At 66.9% G+C, this 17,107-nt stretch carries 16 protein-coding genes; 8 read left to right on the forward strand and 8 right to left on the reverse strand.

Features of this window, described 5'->3' with window-relative positions:
* Window positions 1-166: 166 nt before the first annotated feature.
* Together ACQPZ2_RS42140 and ACQPZ2_RS42145 are read right to left on the reverse strand one after the other, a co-directional pair.
* Window positions 167-1,315, reverse strand: coding sequence for an FUSC family protein (locus ACQPZ2_RS42140; RefSeq protein WP_433523425.1), 1,149 nt, complete (start codon window positions 1,313-1,315; stop codon window positions 167-169).
* A 3-nt stretch (window positions 1,316-1,318) separates the two neighbouring features.
* Window positions 1,319-1,768, reverse strand: coding sequence for a DUF3151 domain-containing protein (locus ACQPZ2_RS42145; RefSeq protein WP_040696903.1), 450 nt, complete (start codon window positions 1,766-1,768; stop codon window positions 1,319-1,321).
* Between the two features lie 1,941 nt (window positions 1,769-3,709).
* Here ACQPZ2_RS42145 and ACQPZ2_RS42150 point away from each other — a divergent pair.
* Complete coding sequence (locus tag ACQPZ2_RS42150; RefSeq protein ID WP_433523426.1) at window positions 3,710-5,146, forward strand: Rv0361 family membrane protein; 1,437 nt, start codon at window positions 3,710-3,712, stop codon at window positions 5,144-5,146.
* Between the two features lie 116 nt (window positions 5,147-5,262).
* Entirely contained in the window at window positions 5,263-6,333 is a 1,071-nt protein-coding gene (locus tag ACQPZ2_RS42155; protein ID WP_433523427.1) for a fused (3R)-hydroxyacyl-ACP dehydratase subunits HadA/HadB, read from the forward strand.
* 10 nt (window positions 6,334-6,343) lie between these two features.
* Here ACQPZ2_RS42155 and ACQPZ2_RS42160 read toward each other — a convergent pair whose 3' ends face one another.
* The gene (locus tag ACQPZ2_RS42160; protein ID WP_433527676.1) at window positions 6,344-7,798 is read right to left on the reverse strand and encodes a DUF4185 domain-containing protein; all 1,455 of its coding nucleotides are present in this window, start codon (window positions 7,796-7,798) and stop codon (window positions 6,344-6,346) included.
* Between the two features lie 300 nt (window positions 7,799-8,098).
* Here ACQPZ2_RS42160 and ACQPZ2_RS42165 point away from each other — a divergent pair, with 300 nt between their 5' ends.
* Complete coding sequence (locus ACQPZ2_RS42165; RefSeq protein ID WP_433523428.1) at window positions 8,099-8,467, forward strand: excalibur calcium-binding domain-containing protein; 369 nt, start codon at window positions 8,099-8,101, stop codon at window positions 8,465-8,467.
* A 43-nt stretch (window positions 8,468-8,510) separates the two neighbouring features.
* Window positions 8,511-8,849: an excalibur calcium-binding domain-containing protein gene (locus ACQPZ2_RS42170; protein WP_433523429.1), complete on the forward strand. Its 339-nt coding sequence runs from the start codon at window positions 8,511-8,513 to the stop codon at window positions 8,847-8,849.
* A gap of 4 nt (window positions 8,850-8,853) precedes the next feature.
* Here the strand turns inward: ACQPZ2_RS42170 and ACQPZ2_RS42175 are convergent, their stop codons facing one another.
* Together ACQPZ2_RS42175 and fbaA are read right to left on the reverse strand one after the other, a co-directional pair.
* Window positions 8,854-9,972: a BTAD domain-containing putative transcriptional regulator gene (locus ACQPZ2_RS42175; RefSeq protein ID WP_063044796.1), complete on the reverse strand. Its 1,119-nt coding sequence runs from the start codon at window positions 9,970-9,972 to the stop codon at window positions 8,854-8,856.
* A gap of 31 nt (window positions 9,973-10,003) precedes the next feature.
* Window positions 10,004-11,038 carry a class II fructose-bisphosphate aldolase gene (fbaA, locus tag ACQPZ2_RS42180; RefSeq protein ID WP_063044797.1) on the reverse strand — a complete coding sequence of 345 codons (1,035 nt, stop codon included), beginning with the start codon at window positions 11,036-11,038 and terminating at the stop codon, window positions 10,004-10,006.
* Window positions 11,039-11,362: 324 nt separating this feature from the next.
* On the opposite strand from fbaA, the gene ACQPZ2_RS42185 reads away from it, so the two are divergent.
* Together ACQPZ2_RS42185 and ACQPZ2_RS42190 are read left to right on the forward strand one after the other, a co-directional pair.
* Window positions 11,363-12,022 (forward strand): DedA family protein, encoded by a 660-nt coding sequence (locus tag ACQPZ2_RS42185; protein ID WP_084509133.1) that lies wholly within the window; start codon window positions 11,363-11,365, stop codon window positions 12,020-12,022.
* Window positions 12,023-12,041: 19 nt separating this feature from the next.
* Window positions 12,042-12,725: a DedA family protein gene (locus ACQPZ2_RS42190; protein ID WP_174566280.1), complete on the forward strand. Its 684-nt coding sequence runs from the start codon at window positions 12,042-12,044 to the stop codon at window positions 12,723-12,725.
* A gap of 3 nt (window positions 12,726-12,728) precedes the next feature.
* On the opposite strand, the gene ACQPZ2_RS42195 is transcribed toward ACQPZ2_RS42190, so the two are convergent.
* The 3 genes from ACQPZ2_RS42195 to ACQPZ2_RS42205 all read right to left on the reverse strand — a co-directional run bounded on the left by ACQPZ2_RS42195 (window position 12,729) and on the right by ACQPZ2_RS42205 (window position 14,992).
* On the reverse strand, window positions 12,729-13,817 hold the full coding sequence (locus ACQPZ2_RS42195) for a glycoside hydrolase family 76 protein (RefSeq protein WP_084509135.1): 1,089 nt from the start codon (window positions 13,815-13,817) through the stop codon (window positions 12,729-12,731).
* A 117-nt stretch (window positions 13,818-13,934) separates the two neighbouring features.
* Entirely contained in the window at window positions 13,935-14,615 is a 681-nt protein-coding gene (locus ACQPZ2_RS42200; protein WP_387286528.1) for a TrmH family RNA methyltransferase, read from the reverse strand.
* A gap of 38 nt (window positions 14,616-14,653) precedes the next feature.
* On the reverse strand, window positions 14,654-14,992 hold the full coding sequence (locus tag ACQPZ2_RS42205) for a hypothetical protein (RefSeq protein WP_063044812.1): 339 nt from the start codon (window positions 14,990-14,992) through the stop codon (window positions 14,654-14,656).
* A 95-nt stretch (window positions 14,993-15,087) separates the two neighbouring features.
* Here ACQPZ2_RS42205 and ACQPZ2_RS42210 point away from each other — a divergent pair, with 95 nt between their 5' ends.
* A complete protein-coding gene (locus tag ACQPZ2_RS42210) occupies window positions 15,088-16,452 on the forward strand; it encodes a sensor histidine kinase (RefSeq protein ID WP_433523430.1) in 1,365 nt (454 codons plus the stop codon).
* Window positions 16,449-17,102 carry a LuxR C-terminal-related transcriptional regulator gene (locus tag ACQPZ2_RS42215; protein ID WP_063044803.1) on the forward strand — a complete coding sequence of 218 codons (654 nt, stop codon included), beginning with the start codon at window positions 16,449-16,451 and terminating at the stop codon, window positions 17,100-17,102. The genes ACQPZ2_RS42210 and ACQPZ2_RS42215 overlap by 4 nt, the downstream gene beginning before the upstream one ends.
* The last annotated feature ends 5 nt before the right edge of the window (window positions 17,103-17,107 follow it).

Below are 17,107 nucleotides of genomic sequence, written 5' to 3' on the forward strand. Positions count from 1 at the left end.
CCAACCGCGCTACCCCTCGTAACCGCGGTTGCCTCTCGAGGCTATGACCGCAGGCAGCTGCGAACACGAGTAGCGGACTACGTGAAGATCGCGATTCGGGTGACAGGGGCCGGGCACGCGGCTCCGCAGCGGCGGGAATATGTCCGAAATCCGCTGAGTAGTTGGCTCATTCCTCCGGCGGCACGTGCGGATGCGGGACCGTCGGGGGCAGCAGAGCCATGGCCGAGATGCGCTGCATGCCGCAGACCTGCATGAGATCGACCAGCATGGAGCGCATCTGCGCGAACACCACATGAGCCGAAAGTCCCGCGCCCTCAACGAGTTCCGGTCGCGCGGCCTTCGCTATGCCGCGCAGCACCCTGGCGGCCTCGGCCTGATCCGGCTGCTGGCCGGGATCGGCGAGCATCATCCGGCGCACCACCTCGACGGCTTGGGCCAGGCGCTCCAATCCCTCGATCAGTCGCGGATCGAGGATTTCGTCGTCCTGGACCAGGGTGAGGGAGCGGCGCAGCAGCACCCTCGTATTGCGGACGGCATTGTCGAGCGGGTCGGCGGTGGCGCGGATCCGATCGAGGCGCTGGCGGGAATTCCAATAGAGCGGGGAGATCCTGCTGATCTCGCGGCCGCCCTCCAAGGTGGAGCGCAGTCCGTCGATCTGGGGCTGGGTCGCGCGGGCCGCGGTCAGGGACGCGCGGATCTTCTCCGGATCCTGTTCGAGCAGACCGTCGGCGCAGTCGTGCAGCGACTTCGCCAGTACCGCAAGGACTTCCGCGGCTTGCTCGCGGGCTCGACGCACCGGATGCAGTGGTATCGATGCGACCACGACCACGCCGACCAACCCGCCGACGAGCGCGTCGATCATGCGCGAGAAGCCGCCGCCCGCCGACGGCGGCAGCAGCGTCGCGACCAGCACCGCCGAACCGGCGGCCTGCATGGTGATGATCGAACCGCCGTCCAGGAATACCGCCAGCGCCATGGCCACCGCGACCACGAGCGCGATCTGCCAGACGCCGGTCCCCGCGCGGGTGATGAACAGGTCGCCGATGCCGATGCCGACCGCGACGCCGACCACCAACTCCACCGACCTGCGCAGCCGGGCGCCGAACGAAATGCCGATCGAGACCACGGCCGCGGTCGGTGCGAAAAAGGGCTGGGTGTGCCCGACTATTTTGTGCGCGATAAACCAGGCCAGCGCCGCGCCGACCGCGCACTGCAGAATCGGCAGCGCGGACAATCGCAGCCGCGCCCACGAGCTGCGCAGCTTTTCCACGCTGCTGTCGCGGGCGACACCTACCGGGGAGTTCGGGTCGATCAACTGTTAGTCGAGGCCGAGCTCACCCGCAGCGCGCGGGTCGCAGTCTTCCAGCAGATCGAGGCAACGTGCGTACTCTTCGGTCTCGCCGACCGCCCTGGCCGCCCTGGCCAGTGCGGCGACACTGCGCAGGAAACCGCGATTGGGTTCGTGGCTCCACGGCACCGGCCCGAAACCCTTCCAGCCATTGCGCCGCAACAGGTCCAGGCCGCGGTGGTAGCCGGTGCGCGCGAATGCGTACGCGGCGACGATGTCGTGATTGACCACCTGTGTATCGCCCTCGGCCCCGCCACGCTCCAACGCGGCCTCGGCGAGATGGGCCCAGGCGATCGAAGCCGACGGATGCGCGGCCGCGACCTGCACCGGATCGGCATTGTTCAGCAGCGCCTCCTCCGCATCGGAGTCTTCGGGCAGGAGTACCGGTTGCGGTCCGAGCAAGTCACCGAACGAGGTCATGCGGTTCATTGTGCACTGCGCGCGCGTGTCGCGCCGACACGGTGTTCCCCTGGCTGAGCAGTGCCCAGTCCGCCTCTCCCACCCACCCGCCGCTGTCGAGCCGGACGAGGCGGCGTACGGCGCAGGGGAATCATCACAGTCGATCGAATTGCTGGCTAGGCTGGCCGTCGAGTTCAACTGTTCCGCCCGACCGAGGGGTTATAGGTGTCCGACCCGAACGACGAGAAGAGCCCGGCACAAAATCCTGGCCGCCCGGCCGAAGCGGCAGCTGACCCGCGCCCAGCCGCGTCCGCGGACCGGACACCCACATCGCCCAACCCCTCCGACCGGGGTGCGCCCTCGCGCCCAGGTCCGGCCACAGGCTCCGGCACCCAGCCGGGAACGGGCAGCCCCTCGGGAGCCGGGACCGACGTTGGCGCGGCTGACGCGACCCGTCCGTTCCCCTCATCGTCAGGGCCCAGTTCGTCGGGATCCACCGCCCCCACACGCCCTGGTTCAGCCACAGGCTCCGGCACCCCCTCGGGGCCTGGCGCTGTGGGAGGCGGCGGTTCGGCCGCTGCTCCAACCCGACCGGTGCCCGCCTCGTCGGGGTCGAACGTATCCCGGGGATCCGGTGCGCCATCGGGAAGTGGTTCGGCTGCGAAAGAAGGTGCGGCCAGCGCGCCGACGCGGCCAGTTCCCGCAGCTTCGTCGCCGAGGCAGCCGTCGCCCGGGCGGTCGGGCGGGTCCGGTGCGGCGACCGGGGATATCGCCGCGCTCGGGAAACCGGCGGCACCCAGCCCAACCAATGCGCCGTCATCCACATCCGCCCCGGGTGGCGCAGGTCAACTGCCGGGCGGCGCAGCCCCATCCGCTCGGACCGCGAGCGGCGTCACACGGCCCGGCCAGCGAGATACCAGCGCAGCCTCGCCACCCGTGCCGGGTAATGCAACCAGGCCGGGCACCGCAGGCCAGCGAGACAGCGGCGGCTCCTCGCCTGCTCCTGCGCCGGGAAATACTGCCAAGCCGGGCGGCGGGGGCCAACAAGTTGGCGGCGCAACACCATCCGTTCGAACGCCGAGTGGCGCAACCAGGCCGGGCGGCGCAAGCCAACAAGCTAGCGGCACCTCATCGGTTCCCGCGCCAGGCGGCGGCGCAGCCGACCCGGGCAGCACGGCTCAGCGCGGTGGCGGCTCATCGGCCCCCACACCGGACAACGCAACCAGGCCAGGCAACGCAACCAGACCGGGCGGCACAGCCAACCCAGGCGGCACAGCCCAGCCAGGTGGCACAGCCCAGCCAGGTGGCACAGCCCAGCCAGGTGGCACAGCCCAGCCAGGTGGCAGCTCATCGGCCCCCACACCGGACAACGCAACCAGGCCGGACGGCACAGCCAACTCCGGCGGCACGGGCCAATTCGGTGGCGGCACAGCCTCATCTGCTCCCACGCCGGGCAATGCAATAAAGCCGGGCGACGTGGGCCAGCGGGACAGCGGCACAGCCGCACCTGCTTCCACGCCGAGCGGCGCAACCACCCCCGGCGGCGCGGCACAGCGAAGTGGCGGCAGCCCATCGGCTCCCACGCCGGGTAGCGCAATAAAGCCAGGTGGTGCAGGCCAGTGGGACAGCGGGACAGCGTCACCTGCTTCCACGCCGAGCGGCGCGACCAACCCCAGCGCGGCACAGCGAAGTGGCGGCTCATCGGCTCCCGCGCCCGGCGGCGCGGGCCAGCGAGATCGCGGCGCGGCTCCATCTGGACCTGCGCAGGGCGGTGCAACCGGGCCGGGTGGTGTCGGCCGACGAGACAGCGGCACAGCCTCACCTGCGGCGCCCGGCGGCGGAGCCAAGCCGGATGGCGCGGGTCAACGAGATGGCGGCGCGGCCTCGTCTGCGCCTGGTCCCGCGAAATCGGGCGCAGCTGCCGATGCCACACGGTCCGGCGGTGACGCGGCGAATTCCGAGGTGAAGACCACGGAGATCTCGCGTGGCGGCGTCGAGACCAAGACGGCTTCCACGCAGGCGCCGGGCGCGGCAGCTCCGGGGCAGGCGACGCCAGTTGGCGGCTCCGGCGGAGCAGCCACTACTGGCTCCGGGCCGAATGCACCGACTGTCGTGATCAAACGAGGTGGTCCCGCCGCCCAGTCTGCTGGTACGGCGAAGTCCGCCGCTGCTGCTGCGGCCGGTGGAATTGGCGCTGGATCCGACGCGGACCCGGCCGACGAGTCCGCGGCATCCACATCAAGTGCCGCCAAATCTCCGACGGGAGCTGAGCCACCGTCTGAAACCCCGTCACCAGGTGACACCCCCGTATCGGCGACCGGATCCGCTGCGGAAACCGCTGTAATCCAGCGGGATTCGGCTGCGGCCAAGTCTGCGACAGCGGCCGACGAGGTCGACGATGCCGCGGGTGCGGATGCGGCGACCATGGTGATGCGCCGGATCGATCCGAAGGCGAAGCCGACCGCCAAGGAAGCGACGGCTGCTCCGACGCAGGATGAGCCGGATTTGGCGGGCGCGGACGACAAGACCGTCGCCATGCCGGTGGTTTCGAAGCTGGATGCCGAGCAGACCGTCGCACTGCCGATTCAGAAACCGGCCGACAAGGACGCCACGCAGCGAATGCGGACCGATGCCGGGACCAAGCCCGGTACCGACCGCGTCGTTCCGCCCGCGGCGCGGCCCGGTCCGATCACCAAGCCGCCGAGCACACCACGTCCGGCGGCCGGTCCGAAACAGGCTGGGGCGCAAGGGCCTTCGCAGAGCGGGCTGGGGGTCGAGGAGACCGCGCCCTCCGCACCGCGCGGACCAGGGCGGCCGCGGCAGGTCGCGTCGGCCCCGTCACCCGCGGACACCCAGCTGACTCGACCCGCCCAGCCGGTCACCGGATCACAGATGGCCCAGCCGCAGCGAATCACGCCGCCCGGTCAGCAACCGGCGGCCGCCGAGGTACCGGCCGAGCGCTCGAAGCGCTGGTTGTTCCTCGGTGCGGCGGCGGTGGCGCTCATCGCGGTGATCGGGCTCGCGGTCGCGCTCATCGGGGGCCGGAGTGACAACTCCCCGGAGGCCAAGGTGCGCGCCACCATCACCGATTACACCCAGGCGCTGAAATCCGGCGATCTCGCGGCGCTGCGCAGCACCACCTGCGGACAGTTGCACGACTTCTATCAGGGCATTGCGGCGGACCAGTTCGCGGGCGTGCACCAGCTGTCGATGGATCGCAAGAACATTCCCGTGGTGGCTAGCGTCGATGCGATCAAGATCACAGACAAGACGGCGATCGCGCAAGCCACCGTATACACCGACGCGGACCCGACGAAGCGTTCGGCGCGGACATTCGATCTGGAGCAGACCGCCGACGGCTGGAAGGTCTGCGACCCGCCGAGTGCCGGGACGCCGTAGCCGAACGGTGACGCCGAGTCCAGCAGGACATATCCAAAAGGTAAGCCCTCTAACCGGTAGCGAACGTCACACTTACCTGGTCATCAGACCGGTTCGCCAGTAGCATGGCCCGGATCATGGTCAGGGAGCAGACAATCGAAAAACCGGAAATCGAAGTGGTCGAGCAGACAGCCACGCTGGCGGGAAGCCGGTTCCGGGTTCGCGAACACTATTCGGTCGGCCGGGAGAAGGTCCGTGAGTTCGCCCGCGCGACGCAGAGTCGCCACGGTGCGCATTACTCCGAACCCGATGCGCTGGAGCTCGGTTACGACGGCATCATCGCGCCGCCGACCTTCGCCTCGGTCATCGGCATCAATGCGACCAGGGTCCTGCTGGACACGGTGCTCACCGAATACGACCTGTCCCAGATCCTGCAGACCGACCAGGTCTTCGAGCTCACCCGCCCGATCCTGGCGGGCGACCGGCTCAGCACCGAGATCGTGATCGACTCGATCCGCCAGTTCGGCGATAACGACTTCATCCTGGTGACCTTCTCGCTGACCAACCAGCAGGGCGAGATCGTGGTATCGGGTTCGACCACCATCGTGGCGCGCCGCGGTGTCGAGGTGGATCCGAATATCGCGGCCGCCGTCGAGAACATCATGATGCACGCGCGCCCGGTCACCGTCGGCGATATCACGGTGCCGGACAGCGGCCCGCTGGTCGCCTTGCCCGCGGATGCCCCGGCCCCCGGACAGCCCGCGGTGCGCAGCGCATCCGTGCGCTCGCTCCCGGACTTCGACCAGCTGGCCGTCGGCGATCAGCTCCCGGCCGAGACCGCGTATGTGACGCGCGGCGATCTGACCAACTATGCGGGCGTTTCCGGCGATCCCAACCCGATTCACTTCAGCGAGCGCGCGGCCCAGTTGGCCGGACTGCCGACCGTGGTGGCGCACGGCATGCTGACGATGAGCCTGGCCGGTGATTATCTGACCTCCTGGCTCGGTGATCCGACGGCCGTCGAAAAGTTCAGCGTGCGGTTCTCCGGATTCGTTCCGGTGACCGCCGAGGCGCCGAGCGCCGTCGAATTCAGCGGGAAGATCAAATCGCTGGATCCGCGCCGACGGACCGCGACCATTGTGCTCGCGGGTAGTTCGGAGGGCCGCAAACTGTTCGGCCGGGCCATCGCCGAGGTTCGCTTCGCCTAGCGGCGCAACCTCATTCGATGGTCGCGTGCACGAGATAGACGTTGTAGTCGCTCCAGGTCGAAACGTTGAAGTACAGGTCAGGACCCGAGGACCAGGGGTGGATGAATCCGCCGTACAACTCGGGATATTCGCGCACCGTCACTGTCGGTGCGCCATCGGACCATACGCCCTGCGGTGAATTCGCTTCACGGACGACCAGTGCCGCTTTCGCGGTATCCAGATAGCTCATCTGCCAGACGTTCCGGGAGGCGTCGAAGCGCACCGACAACTCACCGACGGGCGCGTCGACGATCGGGCTAGCGGAGCCGAATCCGCCTACCGGCGTCCAGTTTCCGTCTCGCCAGTACTGATATGCGGTGGTATTGAGGAGCTGATCCTTCGGCACTCGCGCGAGGCCGACCGAGCCGAGGCGGGTATTGGGCGTGCCGAACATGTATACGTAGTCGCCCTGCGGAACCATCGCGCTCACTTGGAAATTCGCGAGGCCGAAGATGTTGTCCCAACGCGCGTAGGGATCTTTGGTCCACGTCTGGCCGTGATCATCGGAGTAGGCGATGCCGCCGTAATTGGTGAAGAACGTGCCCGGAATGCTGTTCCAGGTGCGAATCGACATATAGCTCAGGTACTGCCGCGCACCGAGTGCGAATCCGGAGGTCGGAATCGTGGTGACCTCGACATTGTCGAGTTTGCGGCTGGCGAGCACCTCGGCCGCGTGGCAGCGGTCGTCGGTCACCATCCGGTCGTAGGTCATCCCGTCGGTGAGATCGCGATCGGTGCTGAATGCGAGCACATTGCTGCGCCAATCCGATCCCATTCCACCCGGCGGGTGGAAGCCGCGTCCGACGGTGTCACCGAATGCGGTCGCGATCTCCCCCGGTGCGCTCTCCCACATGATGCCGAGATCGGTGCCATCGACCTGCCAGCGCTTATCGGTCCGATTGACCGAATTCGCGCCGGTCTGCTTTGCCACCTCGGTGACCGCGCCGACCCGTGGCGTCGGCCGAGCCGCTGTCGAAGGGGCGGGTTCGATCGGCGGATCCACCCGCGGCGGAGGCGGCGGCACCTGACCGGGATCCGGTCCAGGTCCCGGAATCGCGAAGTGGAAAGGCTTGGGGCTCAACAGAATTTCCGGAATGCCGAGCTGGCTCGCCGGACTCGGTGGCAGTGCCGGTAAGTCGGTCAGATCCGGGCACGGATTCGTGCAGGGATCCGAGGGCAACCGCATCTGCGTCCGAACCGGCGCGGGCTCCGGCCGATCCGGCGGCAGCACGGTGATCACCGGATACGGAATCGGCACATCGAGGGTCTTGGGTACCAGGCCTTCATGCGTCGCGGGCGGATCCGTCACACACGGCCCGGCCACCGGCCCTACCTCCTCCGGCGCGGCACCGGCTCGTGCCGCGCACGTCAACGCCCCGGCCGCACATACGACCGCACCGAACACCGCAACCCACCGCCGAGCCATCCGCAACCCCTCGATATCTCGCGCAAATTGGACACCCGCCGCATCAATGGTCTCCGCGATGCTGTGCACCAGCGCCCGACCCTACCCGTTTTGCCCGCTTCGCCCCGCCCGACTTACCGACCGAATAACCCATGCGCCGCATGGACATCCAGAATTAACAGGAAACTCCTACTCCATTTCCGGGACCGCGGCCCAGCCGCCTGCTACCGTCCACGACACGACAACTCGAGTCGGGGTGAGTGGCCGTCCACCGGGGGAGCAAAGGGCCTCCGGTGGTTCTCATTCGACCAGAGGACACCCATGAAGCCTGCTTTGCACCCCAGGTCGCTGCGCGGAACCGCTTCGGCGATCCTGATCGCTTCCGCCGCCATCGTATTCGCGGCACCGACGGCGACCGCCGATCCACTCACCGACCTGCTGTGCAACTCGGGCTCCGCCCAATTCTGCCCGCCCGCACAACCTCAACAGAACCTGCCGAGCAATCCCCCGCCGCAATCACAACCACCCCAGGTGCAACCGCCACAATCACCACCACCGCAGACCCAACCGGCGCCCTACTACAAGAACTGCGACGAAGTCCGCCGAGCGGGAAAGGCGCCGCTGCACCGCGGTGACCCGGGATACGCGTCCCACCTGGACCGCGACAACGACGGAATCGCCTGCGAATAAAGCGCACTGACATCGGCGCCGAAAGCGGAGCAGGATGGAGAGTGTGAACGCTTCACTGATCTGTCGCCGTGCCGTGCCCGCGCTCGGCGCCGCTTGTCTGGTGATCGGCGGCCTCGCGATCGCGTCGCCGATCGCCGTCGCCGATTCGTCTGCCGTCCAATTCGTTGCCGGGCCCGATAGTTCGCTTCCGGTGCCGTCCTATCGGCCGGGGCCGAAGGGGTCGAATGTGCCGCCGCCGGAGAAGTCGACGGAGGAGGAGTCGCCGAGGTATTACACCGATTGCGATCAGGTTCGGGCCGAGGGGAAGTTGCCGCTCTATCGCGGTCAGCCCGGGTACAACCCGTATCTGGATCCGGATGGGGACGGCATCGCCTGCGACTGAGCGACTACTGGACGGCCTGGAACACCAGAACCGTTGCGCCGATGCGGATATTGTCGCCGTCGGCCAGCAGCGCGCCGCTCTCGATCGCCTCGTCGTTGACGTACACGCCGTTGGCCGAATGCAGATCCTTGATCAGCAGTCCGGCCCGGCTCGGCATGATGTGCGCGTGGTAGCGACTGGCCTTCGGATCGTCGAGGACCAGATCGTTGTCGGTCATCCGGCCGATTCGCATGCCGCCCTGCGCGATTGCCGTGACCCGGCCGTCCGGCATGCGCAGCTGACCGCTGCGGACCGCACGCGGCATCTCGGTGACCGTCTCGGTCATCGCCGCGGCCAGCCGCTCGGTGCGCTTGAGTTCCATCGTGCTCAGCGGTTCCTGCCGCAGCACCCGCTGTTCGAGATCGACCAGGACCGGCCCAGGATCGATACCGAGTTCGTCCGCGAGCACCGTGCGTACCCGACGGCACGCGTCCAGCGCGTCGGCCTGTCGGCCGGATAGGTACAGCGCGGTGATCAGCTGACCCCACAGCGGTTCGCGCAGCGGATGCTCATTGGTCATCGAGACTAACTCGCCGATCACCGATGACGCCCGCCCACAGGCGATTTCGGCATCGATACGAGCCGAGGCGGCCTGCAGCCGCTCCTCGTCCATCGCGGTGGCGAATCCGTCGGCGAACTGCAATCCGGCCAGATCGGCCAGTGCCCGACCGCTCCACTCGCGCAACGCAGTTCCGAACAGTTGCGACGCGCCCACATGGTCGCCGACCTCGGCGGCGCGCGTGCCAGCATCTCTGGCCGCCTCGAAGCGGCCGAGATCGCAGGCATCCTCCGGGATCTCGAGTCGATAACCGGATGATTCGGTGCGCAGCACCATGGCCGGATCCACACCCGAATTACGCAGTGCCTTACGGATATTCGAGACGAATACCTGCAGGCTGGCGGCGTAGGAATCGGGCGGATCCTCGTTCCAGACCATATCGGCCAGCGCAGCCGAAGCCACCGCACGCCGTCGATTGACGGTCAGCGCGGCGAGCAAGGCTCGCGGCTTGGGCCCGCCGACCGCCACCGGTTCACCACCGACGAGCAATCGAACGGGCCCGAGCACGCGCACATCCAAAACCATGTGCTCAATGCCCCCCGAAGGGTAAATAGGGTCAGGCGCTGATCGAGCGACCCGCGGACTTCAGATCATTGCACGCCTCGACGACACGTGCCGCCATGGCCGATTCGGCCTTCTTCAGGTAGCTGCGCGGATCGTAGGCCTTCTTGTTGCCGACCTCGCCGTCGATCTTGAGCACACCGTCGTAGTTGCTGAACATGTGCGCGGCCACCGGCCGGGTGAACGCGTACTGGGTGTCGGTGTCGACGTTCATCTTCACCACACCGAAGCGCAGCGAATCCTCGATCTCCGACTTCAGCGAGCCCGAACCGCCGTGGAAGACGAAATCGAACGGCTGCGCGTCCGCCGCCAGACCCAGCTTGGCCGCCGCGACTCGCTGCCCCTCGGCCAGCACCTCGGGCTTGAGCACCACATTGCCCGGCTTGTACACGCCGTGCACATTGCCGAAGGTCGCGGCGAGCAGGTACTTGCCGTTCTCGCCCGCGCCGAGCGCGTCGATGGTCTTCTGGAAGTCCTCGGGGGAGGTGTAGAGCTTCTCGTTGATCTCGGCCTCGACACCGTCCTCTTCACCGCCGACGACGCCGATCTCGACCTCGAGGATGATGTTCGCGGCGTTGGTCGCCTTGAGCAGCTCCTTGGCGATCTCCAGGTTCTCGTCGATCGGGATCGCCGAGCCGTCCCACATGTGCGACTGGAACAGCGGGTTCTTGCCCGCGTTCACCCGCTCCTGAGAGATGGCGATCAGCGGCCGCACGAAAGTGTCCAGCTTGTCCTTGGGGCAGTGATCGGTGTGCAGCGCGATGGTCACGTCGTAGCGCGCGGCGATCACATGCGCGAATTCGGCCAGCGCGACCGCGCCGACGACCATATCCTTCACACCCTGGCCCGAACCGAACTCCGCGCCGCCGGTGGAGAACTGGATGATGCCGTCACTGCCCGCGTCGGCGAAGCCTTTGATGGCCGCGTTGACGGTTTCCGAGGAGGTGCAGTTGATGGCCGGGAAGGCAAAGGAGTTCGCTTTGGCCCGACCGAGCATCTCGGCGTAGACCTCCGGAGTCGCGATGGGCACTGTGAAGACCTCCGTGTTGTGCGGCAAAAGACAATTCTGTCAGCCCACAGAGTAGGCCAGCGGGCTTTCGCGCGGTGTGCGGGGACCGCTCTGTGAGGCGGGTTGACAATACGGACCGGCCGGTCGGACGAAGCGAACTTTTCGCACAGCAAGAGGTTTCTCAGTTGGACCCGGTACTGTTGGCCGCGTAATTGCGCTGGCAGCTTCCGATGCGGTGGCAAGCAATGCAGGCCAGCCGTACCCCGGACAGGAGGCCGCGTGATTCTGCTGGCAGCGACAGAATCGGTGACGAGCAACGTCGCATTGACCCAGTTGCTGGACCCGATGCACCTGCTTACGGAGACGTGGCTCAAGAACGCGGTGCTCCCGGCCATCCTGGTGATCGTCTTCATCGAGACCGGCCTGCTCTTCCCGATCCTCCCGGGCGATTCGCTGCTGTTCACCGGCGGCCTGCTGTCCGCGACGGACAACCCGCCGGTATCGATCTGGATCCTGTTGCCCGCAGTCATGGTGACCGCCTTCGCCGGTGATCAATGCGCGTATTGGATCGGCAGGGCCATCGGGCCCGCACTGTTCCACAAGGAAGACACCCGGTTGTTCAAGAAGCATTACGTCACCCAGACGCATGCCTTCTTCGAAAAGCACGGGCCGAAGACGATCATCCTGGCCCGATTCGTGCCGATCGTGCGCACGTTCATGCCGGTGCTTGCGGGTGTGTCCAAGATGGATTACCGCAAGTTCGTCACCTTCGACATCGTCGGCGCCGTCCTGTGGGGCGGCGGTGTCACGGTGCTCGGCTACTTCCTCGGCAATATCGAATTCATTCGCAAGAACATCGAGCCGATCTTCCTGCTCATCGTCCTTATCTCGATCCTGCCCGGCATCATCGCGGTGGCCAAGAAGGTGCTCAACCGCGGTGCGGACGAGGCCGCTCAGCACGACGATGCCGCGCTGACCGCCTCGACGAACGAGCCGACCCACTGAGCCGGTGTCCACGGCGCAGTTGCCCCTAGCAGTGGGCAGTTTCGATCCGCTGACCTCGGCGGGGCCCGCGCTCGTCTGGACGGTGGTGCTGACCTTCGTCTTCCTCGAATGCGCGTTGATCATCGGGTTGTTCCTGCCGGGGGATTCGATGCTCATCACCGCGGGCATCGTGATGGCCTCCAACGCCGCGGGTGAGGCCCATGTCTGGGCGTTGTCCATCGGCGCGATGATCGCGGCCATCGCGGGCAACCAGGTCGGCTATGTCATCGGGCATCGCACCGGCCATCATCTGGTGGCCAGGAAGAACGGCCGCTACATCAACACCCGCAACCTGCAGCGGGTCACCGAACTGCTGCAGAAGCACGGCTTCCTCGCGGTACTCATTTCGCGCTGGATCCCATGGGTCCGCACGCTGTGCCCGATGGTCGCGGGCGCGGCGCGGATGGATCATCGCAAGTACACCGTGGCCAGCACGGTCGGCGCCATTATCTGGGCGCCGGTGCTGCTGCTCATCGGCTACTACGCGGGCAGTTTCCTGGACCGTGTGCCGTGGCTGATGCCAGGCGTCATCGGCACCCTGGTGGTCGGGCTGATCATCGGAACCGCCATCGGTATCCGGCACTATCGCCAGGAGATCGCCAAACCCGCCGAGGATTTCGATTTCGAAACCGCGCCGACCGGCGTGCTGGAGTCCGAGTGCTGACGCCTACAGCCCGGCGGCGCTGACCTGGTAGGCCGCCTCCATCAGCAGCCAGCCCGACAGTTGCACCGACATATCGCGTTCGGGCACCCGCGAGGAGGTCACCGAACCGCCTGCGGTGAAATGTCCGGCACCGGACCGGCCGCCGGGTAACTGGGCGGGCTTGCTCCAGTCGTGCCCGAACAGCGGTTCCCCCTCGACCTCGAGCCGGTTCGCCCAGGCGGCCGCGGCGCTGGCGCGCACAATGGCCGCCGCGGTCCGCCGGTCGGCCACCTGTTCGCGCTCGTCGCCGGGCAGCATCAGCGCGACCACCGCGAGATAGCGGGCCAGGATTCCGTTGAACAGGCCGCCGTCGCCGCCACCGCCGCCATTGATCACCCCATTGGTGGTCATCTGCTCCTCGACCGCGGTGAGCAGCCGGTGCACCCGTTCGCTGTGGCGCGGCTCGCCGGTGTGCACCGCGAGTTCGGCTTCCAGGCCGAGCACCACGCCCTGGCAATAGGTGAAGGTCGGGCTCTCGATCTCGCCGGAGGGCAGGTGGATGCCGTCCAGGATCAGGCCGGATTCCTTGTCGTACAACGTCGTATCGATCCAGTCCGCCATTTCCTGCGCGCGGACGTGGCGGCCGAGGCGCAGCAGCGCGATCGCGGCCGGTCCGTTGGCGGGGGCATTGAAATAGTCCGCGCCGACCCGCCACGGCACACCGCCGCCACGCGCCGGATCCCAGGCGTCGTACAGCTCCTTCTCGAGTGCGATCAGACCGCCGCGCGCCTCGGTGATGCCCTGGGTTCGCTCGGCACGCTCCAAAGCGATTGCCAGCCAGGCCATATCGTCGTAGTAGTTATTGGTCCAGCCGGTGATATTGCGCAGCCGATGCGCCCGCGCGATCGCGGCGATGCGCTTGCGTCGCGTCGGCGTCGGCACCCGGTTGGCGGCATCGACAGCGCAGTCGATCAGATGCGCCTGCCACCAGTAGTGCCAGGATGCGAAGGCCCGCTCACGACGGGTGGCCGGCCAACCGACGACACCCAATTCGGTTCCCGGGACGGCCCATAGCGCGCGTAGGTGCCGAGAGACGATCGCGGATTCGGCCATATCCGCGCGCTCGGACCACAGCGCGGGCGTGGGGGCAGCATCGCGCCCGGTTTCCGGACTCCGCGAGGTCATGGGTCAATGGTGCCAGCTTCGACCCGTTTAATACCGATCTTTTCGTTACCAAGCTGACGTCAAATCGGCATGTTGCCGGATCCATGCGTGCATTGCGATGCCTGCCGCGACTCCGGCATTGATACTGCGGGTCGAACCGAACTGCGCGATCGAAACCGTCAGTGCCGCCGCGCCCTTGGCATGTTCGGTGACACCCGGCCCTTCCTGCCCGAACAGCAGCAGGCAGCGGCGCGGCAACTCGACGGTTTCCAGCGGAACCGAGCCGGGCACATTGTCCACGGCGACCACGGTCAGGTTTTCCCGCTCGGCGAAGGCGAGTAGCTCGCCGATATCGGTGTGATGTTCGATGTGCTGATAGCGGTCGGTGACCATGGCACCGCGGCGATTCCAGCGCCGCCTGCCGACGATGTGCACGGCGGCCGCGGCGAAAGCGTTGGCGGTGCGCACCACGGTGCCGATATTCGCATCGTGGCCGAAGTTCTCGATGGCGACGTGGAACGGATGCCTGCGGCGGTCGATATCGGCGATGATCGCCTCGCGCTTCCAGTAGCGGTAGGCATCGACGACGTTGCGGCGGTCACCGCCGGCAAGCAGCTCCGGATCGTAGTGGGGATCCTCCGGCGGGGCTTCCCCGTGCTCCTGCGCCCATGGTCCGACACCGTGCGGGTGCTCGCCCCATTCGGTGGGTCCTGGCTGCTCGGCCGTATCCGGCGCGGGGTGGTTCACCCCGACGATGGTAATTCCGGCCGCCCCGCCGCCGTGATTCAGTACGTCGAGGACGAGGAGCCGAGGACGCCGACAGCGGCGAGGACCACCATCAGGATGACGAACAGAATGGTCAGGATCAGCAGTATCGAGGCGATCATGCCGCAGATATATCCGGCCTGGACGCTGCCGCGACCACCGATGGCGCCGCCGGACGCATCGATCTCGTTGAGCGCCTTCTTACCCATTACCCACGCGACCGGGCCGAGGAACTGGCACAGCAGCAGGCCGAGAATGCCGAGGATCATGATCGTGATGGCCTGCGGATGATCCTGCGGCGGACCATAGGCTGGGTAGCCGTACGGCGAACCGTACTGCGGTGGCGGCGGATAGTTCATGCGCAGGATGGTAGTTGGTGGTGTGGCTGGCCACACCTCCGATTCGGCGGTCAGCTCGATCGAATGCCGCCGTGCCCGCGACAACCATGGAGTCCATGACCGAGACACAAACCCTCGTGCTCGACGCGCCCACCGGCACGACCGGTCCGGACGCGCGAGAGGTGCTGCGCGCGATACTGCGGGCGCCGATCCAGGCCCGGACCTGGAAACAACTCGTCTATGTATTCACGGTTTTCGTGATCGGCATGCTCGCCGTCTGCTATCTGTTCTTCGGTTTCGGCGGCGGTTTGTACGCCTCGATCTTCTTGATCGGCATCCCGATTCTGGCACTGGTGATGCTGGGCACGCGGCTCTGGGCGAAGGTGTATCGCGCGCTGGCCAGGGATCTGCTGGATACGCCTGTCGACGCGCCGCCACCGTATGTCTCGCAGCGGGGCTTTTTCGGATTTCTGAAGAGCGCGTTCACCGATCGCGCGAGTTGGCGGGCCATTCTGTTCCTGTTCGCGCAGACCGTACTCGGTGTGGTCGGCGGTTATCTCGTGCTGATCGTGGTGGCCGTGACGGTATTCACCGCACTCTCGCCCATCCCGTGGGTGCTGTTCAATCCGACGAATATCGACGACAACGGCGTCGAGCACCATTCGCTGGCCCAATTCGGATCCTTCTATATCGACACTTGGCCAAGGGTTTTGCTGATGTCCGCGGTCGGCATCATATGCTGCTTCGCACTGCCGTGGCTGCTGCGCGCGGTGTGCTGGGTGCACCGACTGCTCACCATCGCCTTGCTGTCGGCGACCGCGCGGGACCGGCAATTGGTCGAATTGCGTGCGAGTCGGCGTGCGGCAGTCGAGGATTCGGCGGCGACGCTGCGCCGGGTCGAGCGCGATCTGCACGATGGCACGCAAGCGCGCTTGGTCACCATCGCCATGGCCCTCGGCCGAGCCGAGGAGCGGATATCCCACGGCGGTGACGCTCGCGACCTGATCGCCGACGCACACGCCAATGCCAAGGAGGCGCTGACCGAATTGCGTGAACTGGTGCGCGGAATCCATCCGCCCGCACTCGAATTGGGGCTCGACCCGGCACTGGAAACACTGGCTTCGCGGTGTGCCGTTCCGGTGGAGCTGCGAGTCCATCTGCCGCAGCGGCCGAATCCCGCGATCGAGGCGATCGCCTACTTCTCGGTTGCCGAACTGCTCACCAATGTGGTCAAACATGCGAATGCCACCGGCGCGTGGGTATCGGTCGTGCCGACCGATGCGCACACCATCGCGGTCTCCGTGCGCGACAACGGAATCGGTGGTGTACTGCAGCCGATGGACGGAGAACACGTCGCGGGCAGCGGACTTTCCGGACTGGCCGCGCGGGCGCGTGCGGTGGACGGCACGCTGACCGTGCACAGTCCGACCGGCGGGCCGACCGTGGTGACCATTCTGCTGCCGACGGCCGGGCCACGATGAGTACGCCGTTGCGGGTGGTCATCGCCGAGGACAATGCGATCCTGCGCGACGGACTGGCCGGGCTGCTGACCGAGCGTGGCCACGAGGTGGTCGCCATCGTCGGCGACGCCACTACCTTGAGCGATGTGGTCGGCACCCACAACCCCGATGTGGCCGTCGTGGATGTGCGGATGCCGCCGACCTTCACCGATGAGGGGCTGCTCGCGGCGATCGAGTTGCGCCGCAAATATCCGCTTACCGGCGTGCTGGTGTTCTCCCAGTGGATCGAAACCCGCTATGCCACTGAGCTTCTCGCCGGTGGCGCGAACGGCGTCGGCTATCTGCTCAAGGATCGGGTCGCCGACGTCCGCGACTTCGTCGACGCCCTGGACCGCGTCGCCACCGGCGGCACCGCACTCGACCCGGAGGTGGTGAGTCAGTTGATGGGTGCCGCACGCCAACAGGATTCGCTCGCCCGGCTGACACCCCGCGAGCGTGAGGTCCTCGAACTGATGGCACAGGGACTGTCGAACAATGCGATCGCGACCGCACTCACGGTCACCGAGCGCGCGGTCGAAAAGCACATCGGCAATATCTTCACCAAACTGGATCTGCCACCGTCGGACACCCACCACCGCCGAGTCCTCGCAGTCCTGCGCCTGAAGGGCTGAACCGG

This window comes from Nocardia pseudovaccinii (genome assembly GCF_050942345.1).
GTDB classification, from domain to species: Bacteria; Actinomycetota; Actinomycetes; order Mycobacteriales; family Mycobacteriaceae; genus Nocardia; species Nocardia pseudovaccinii.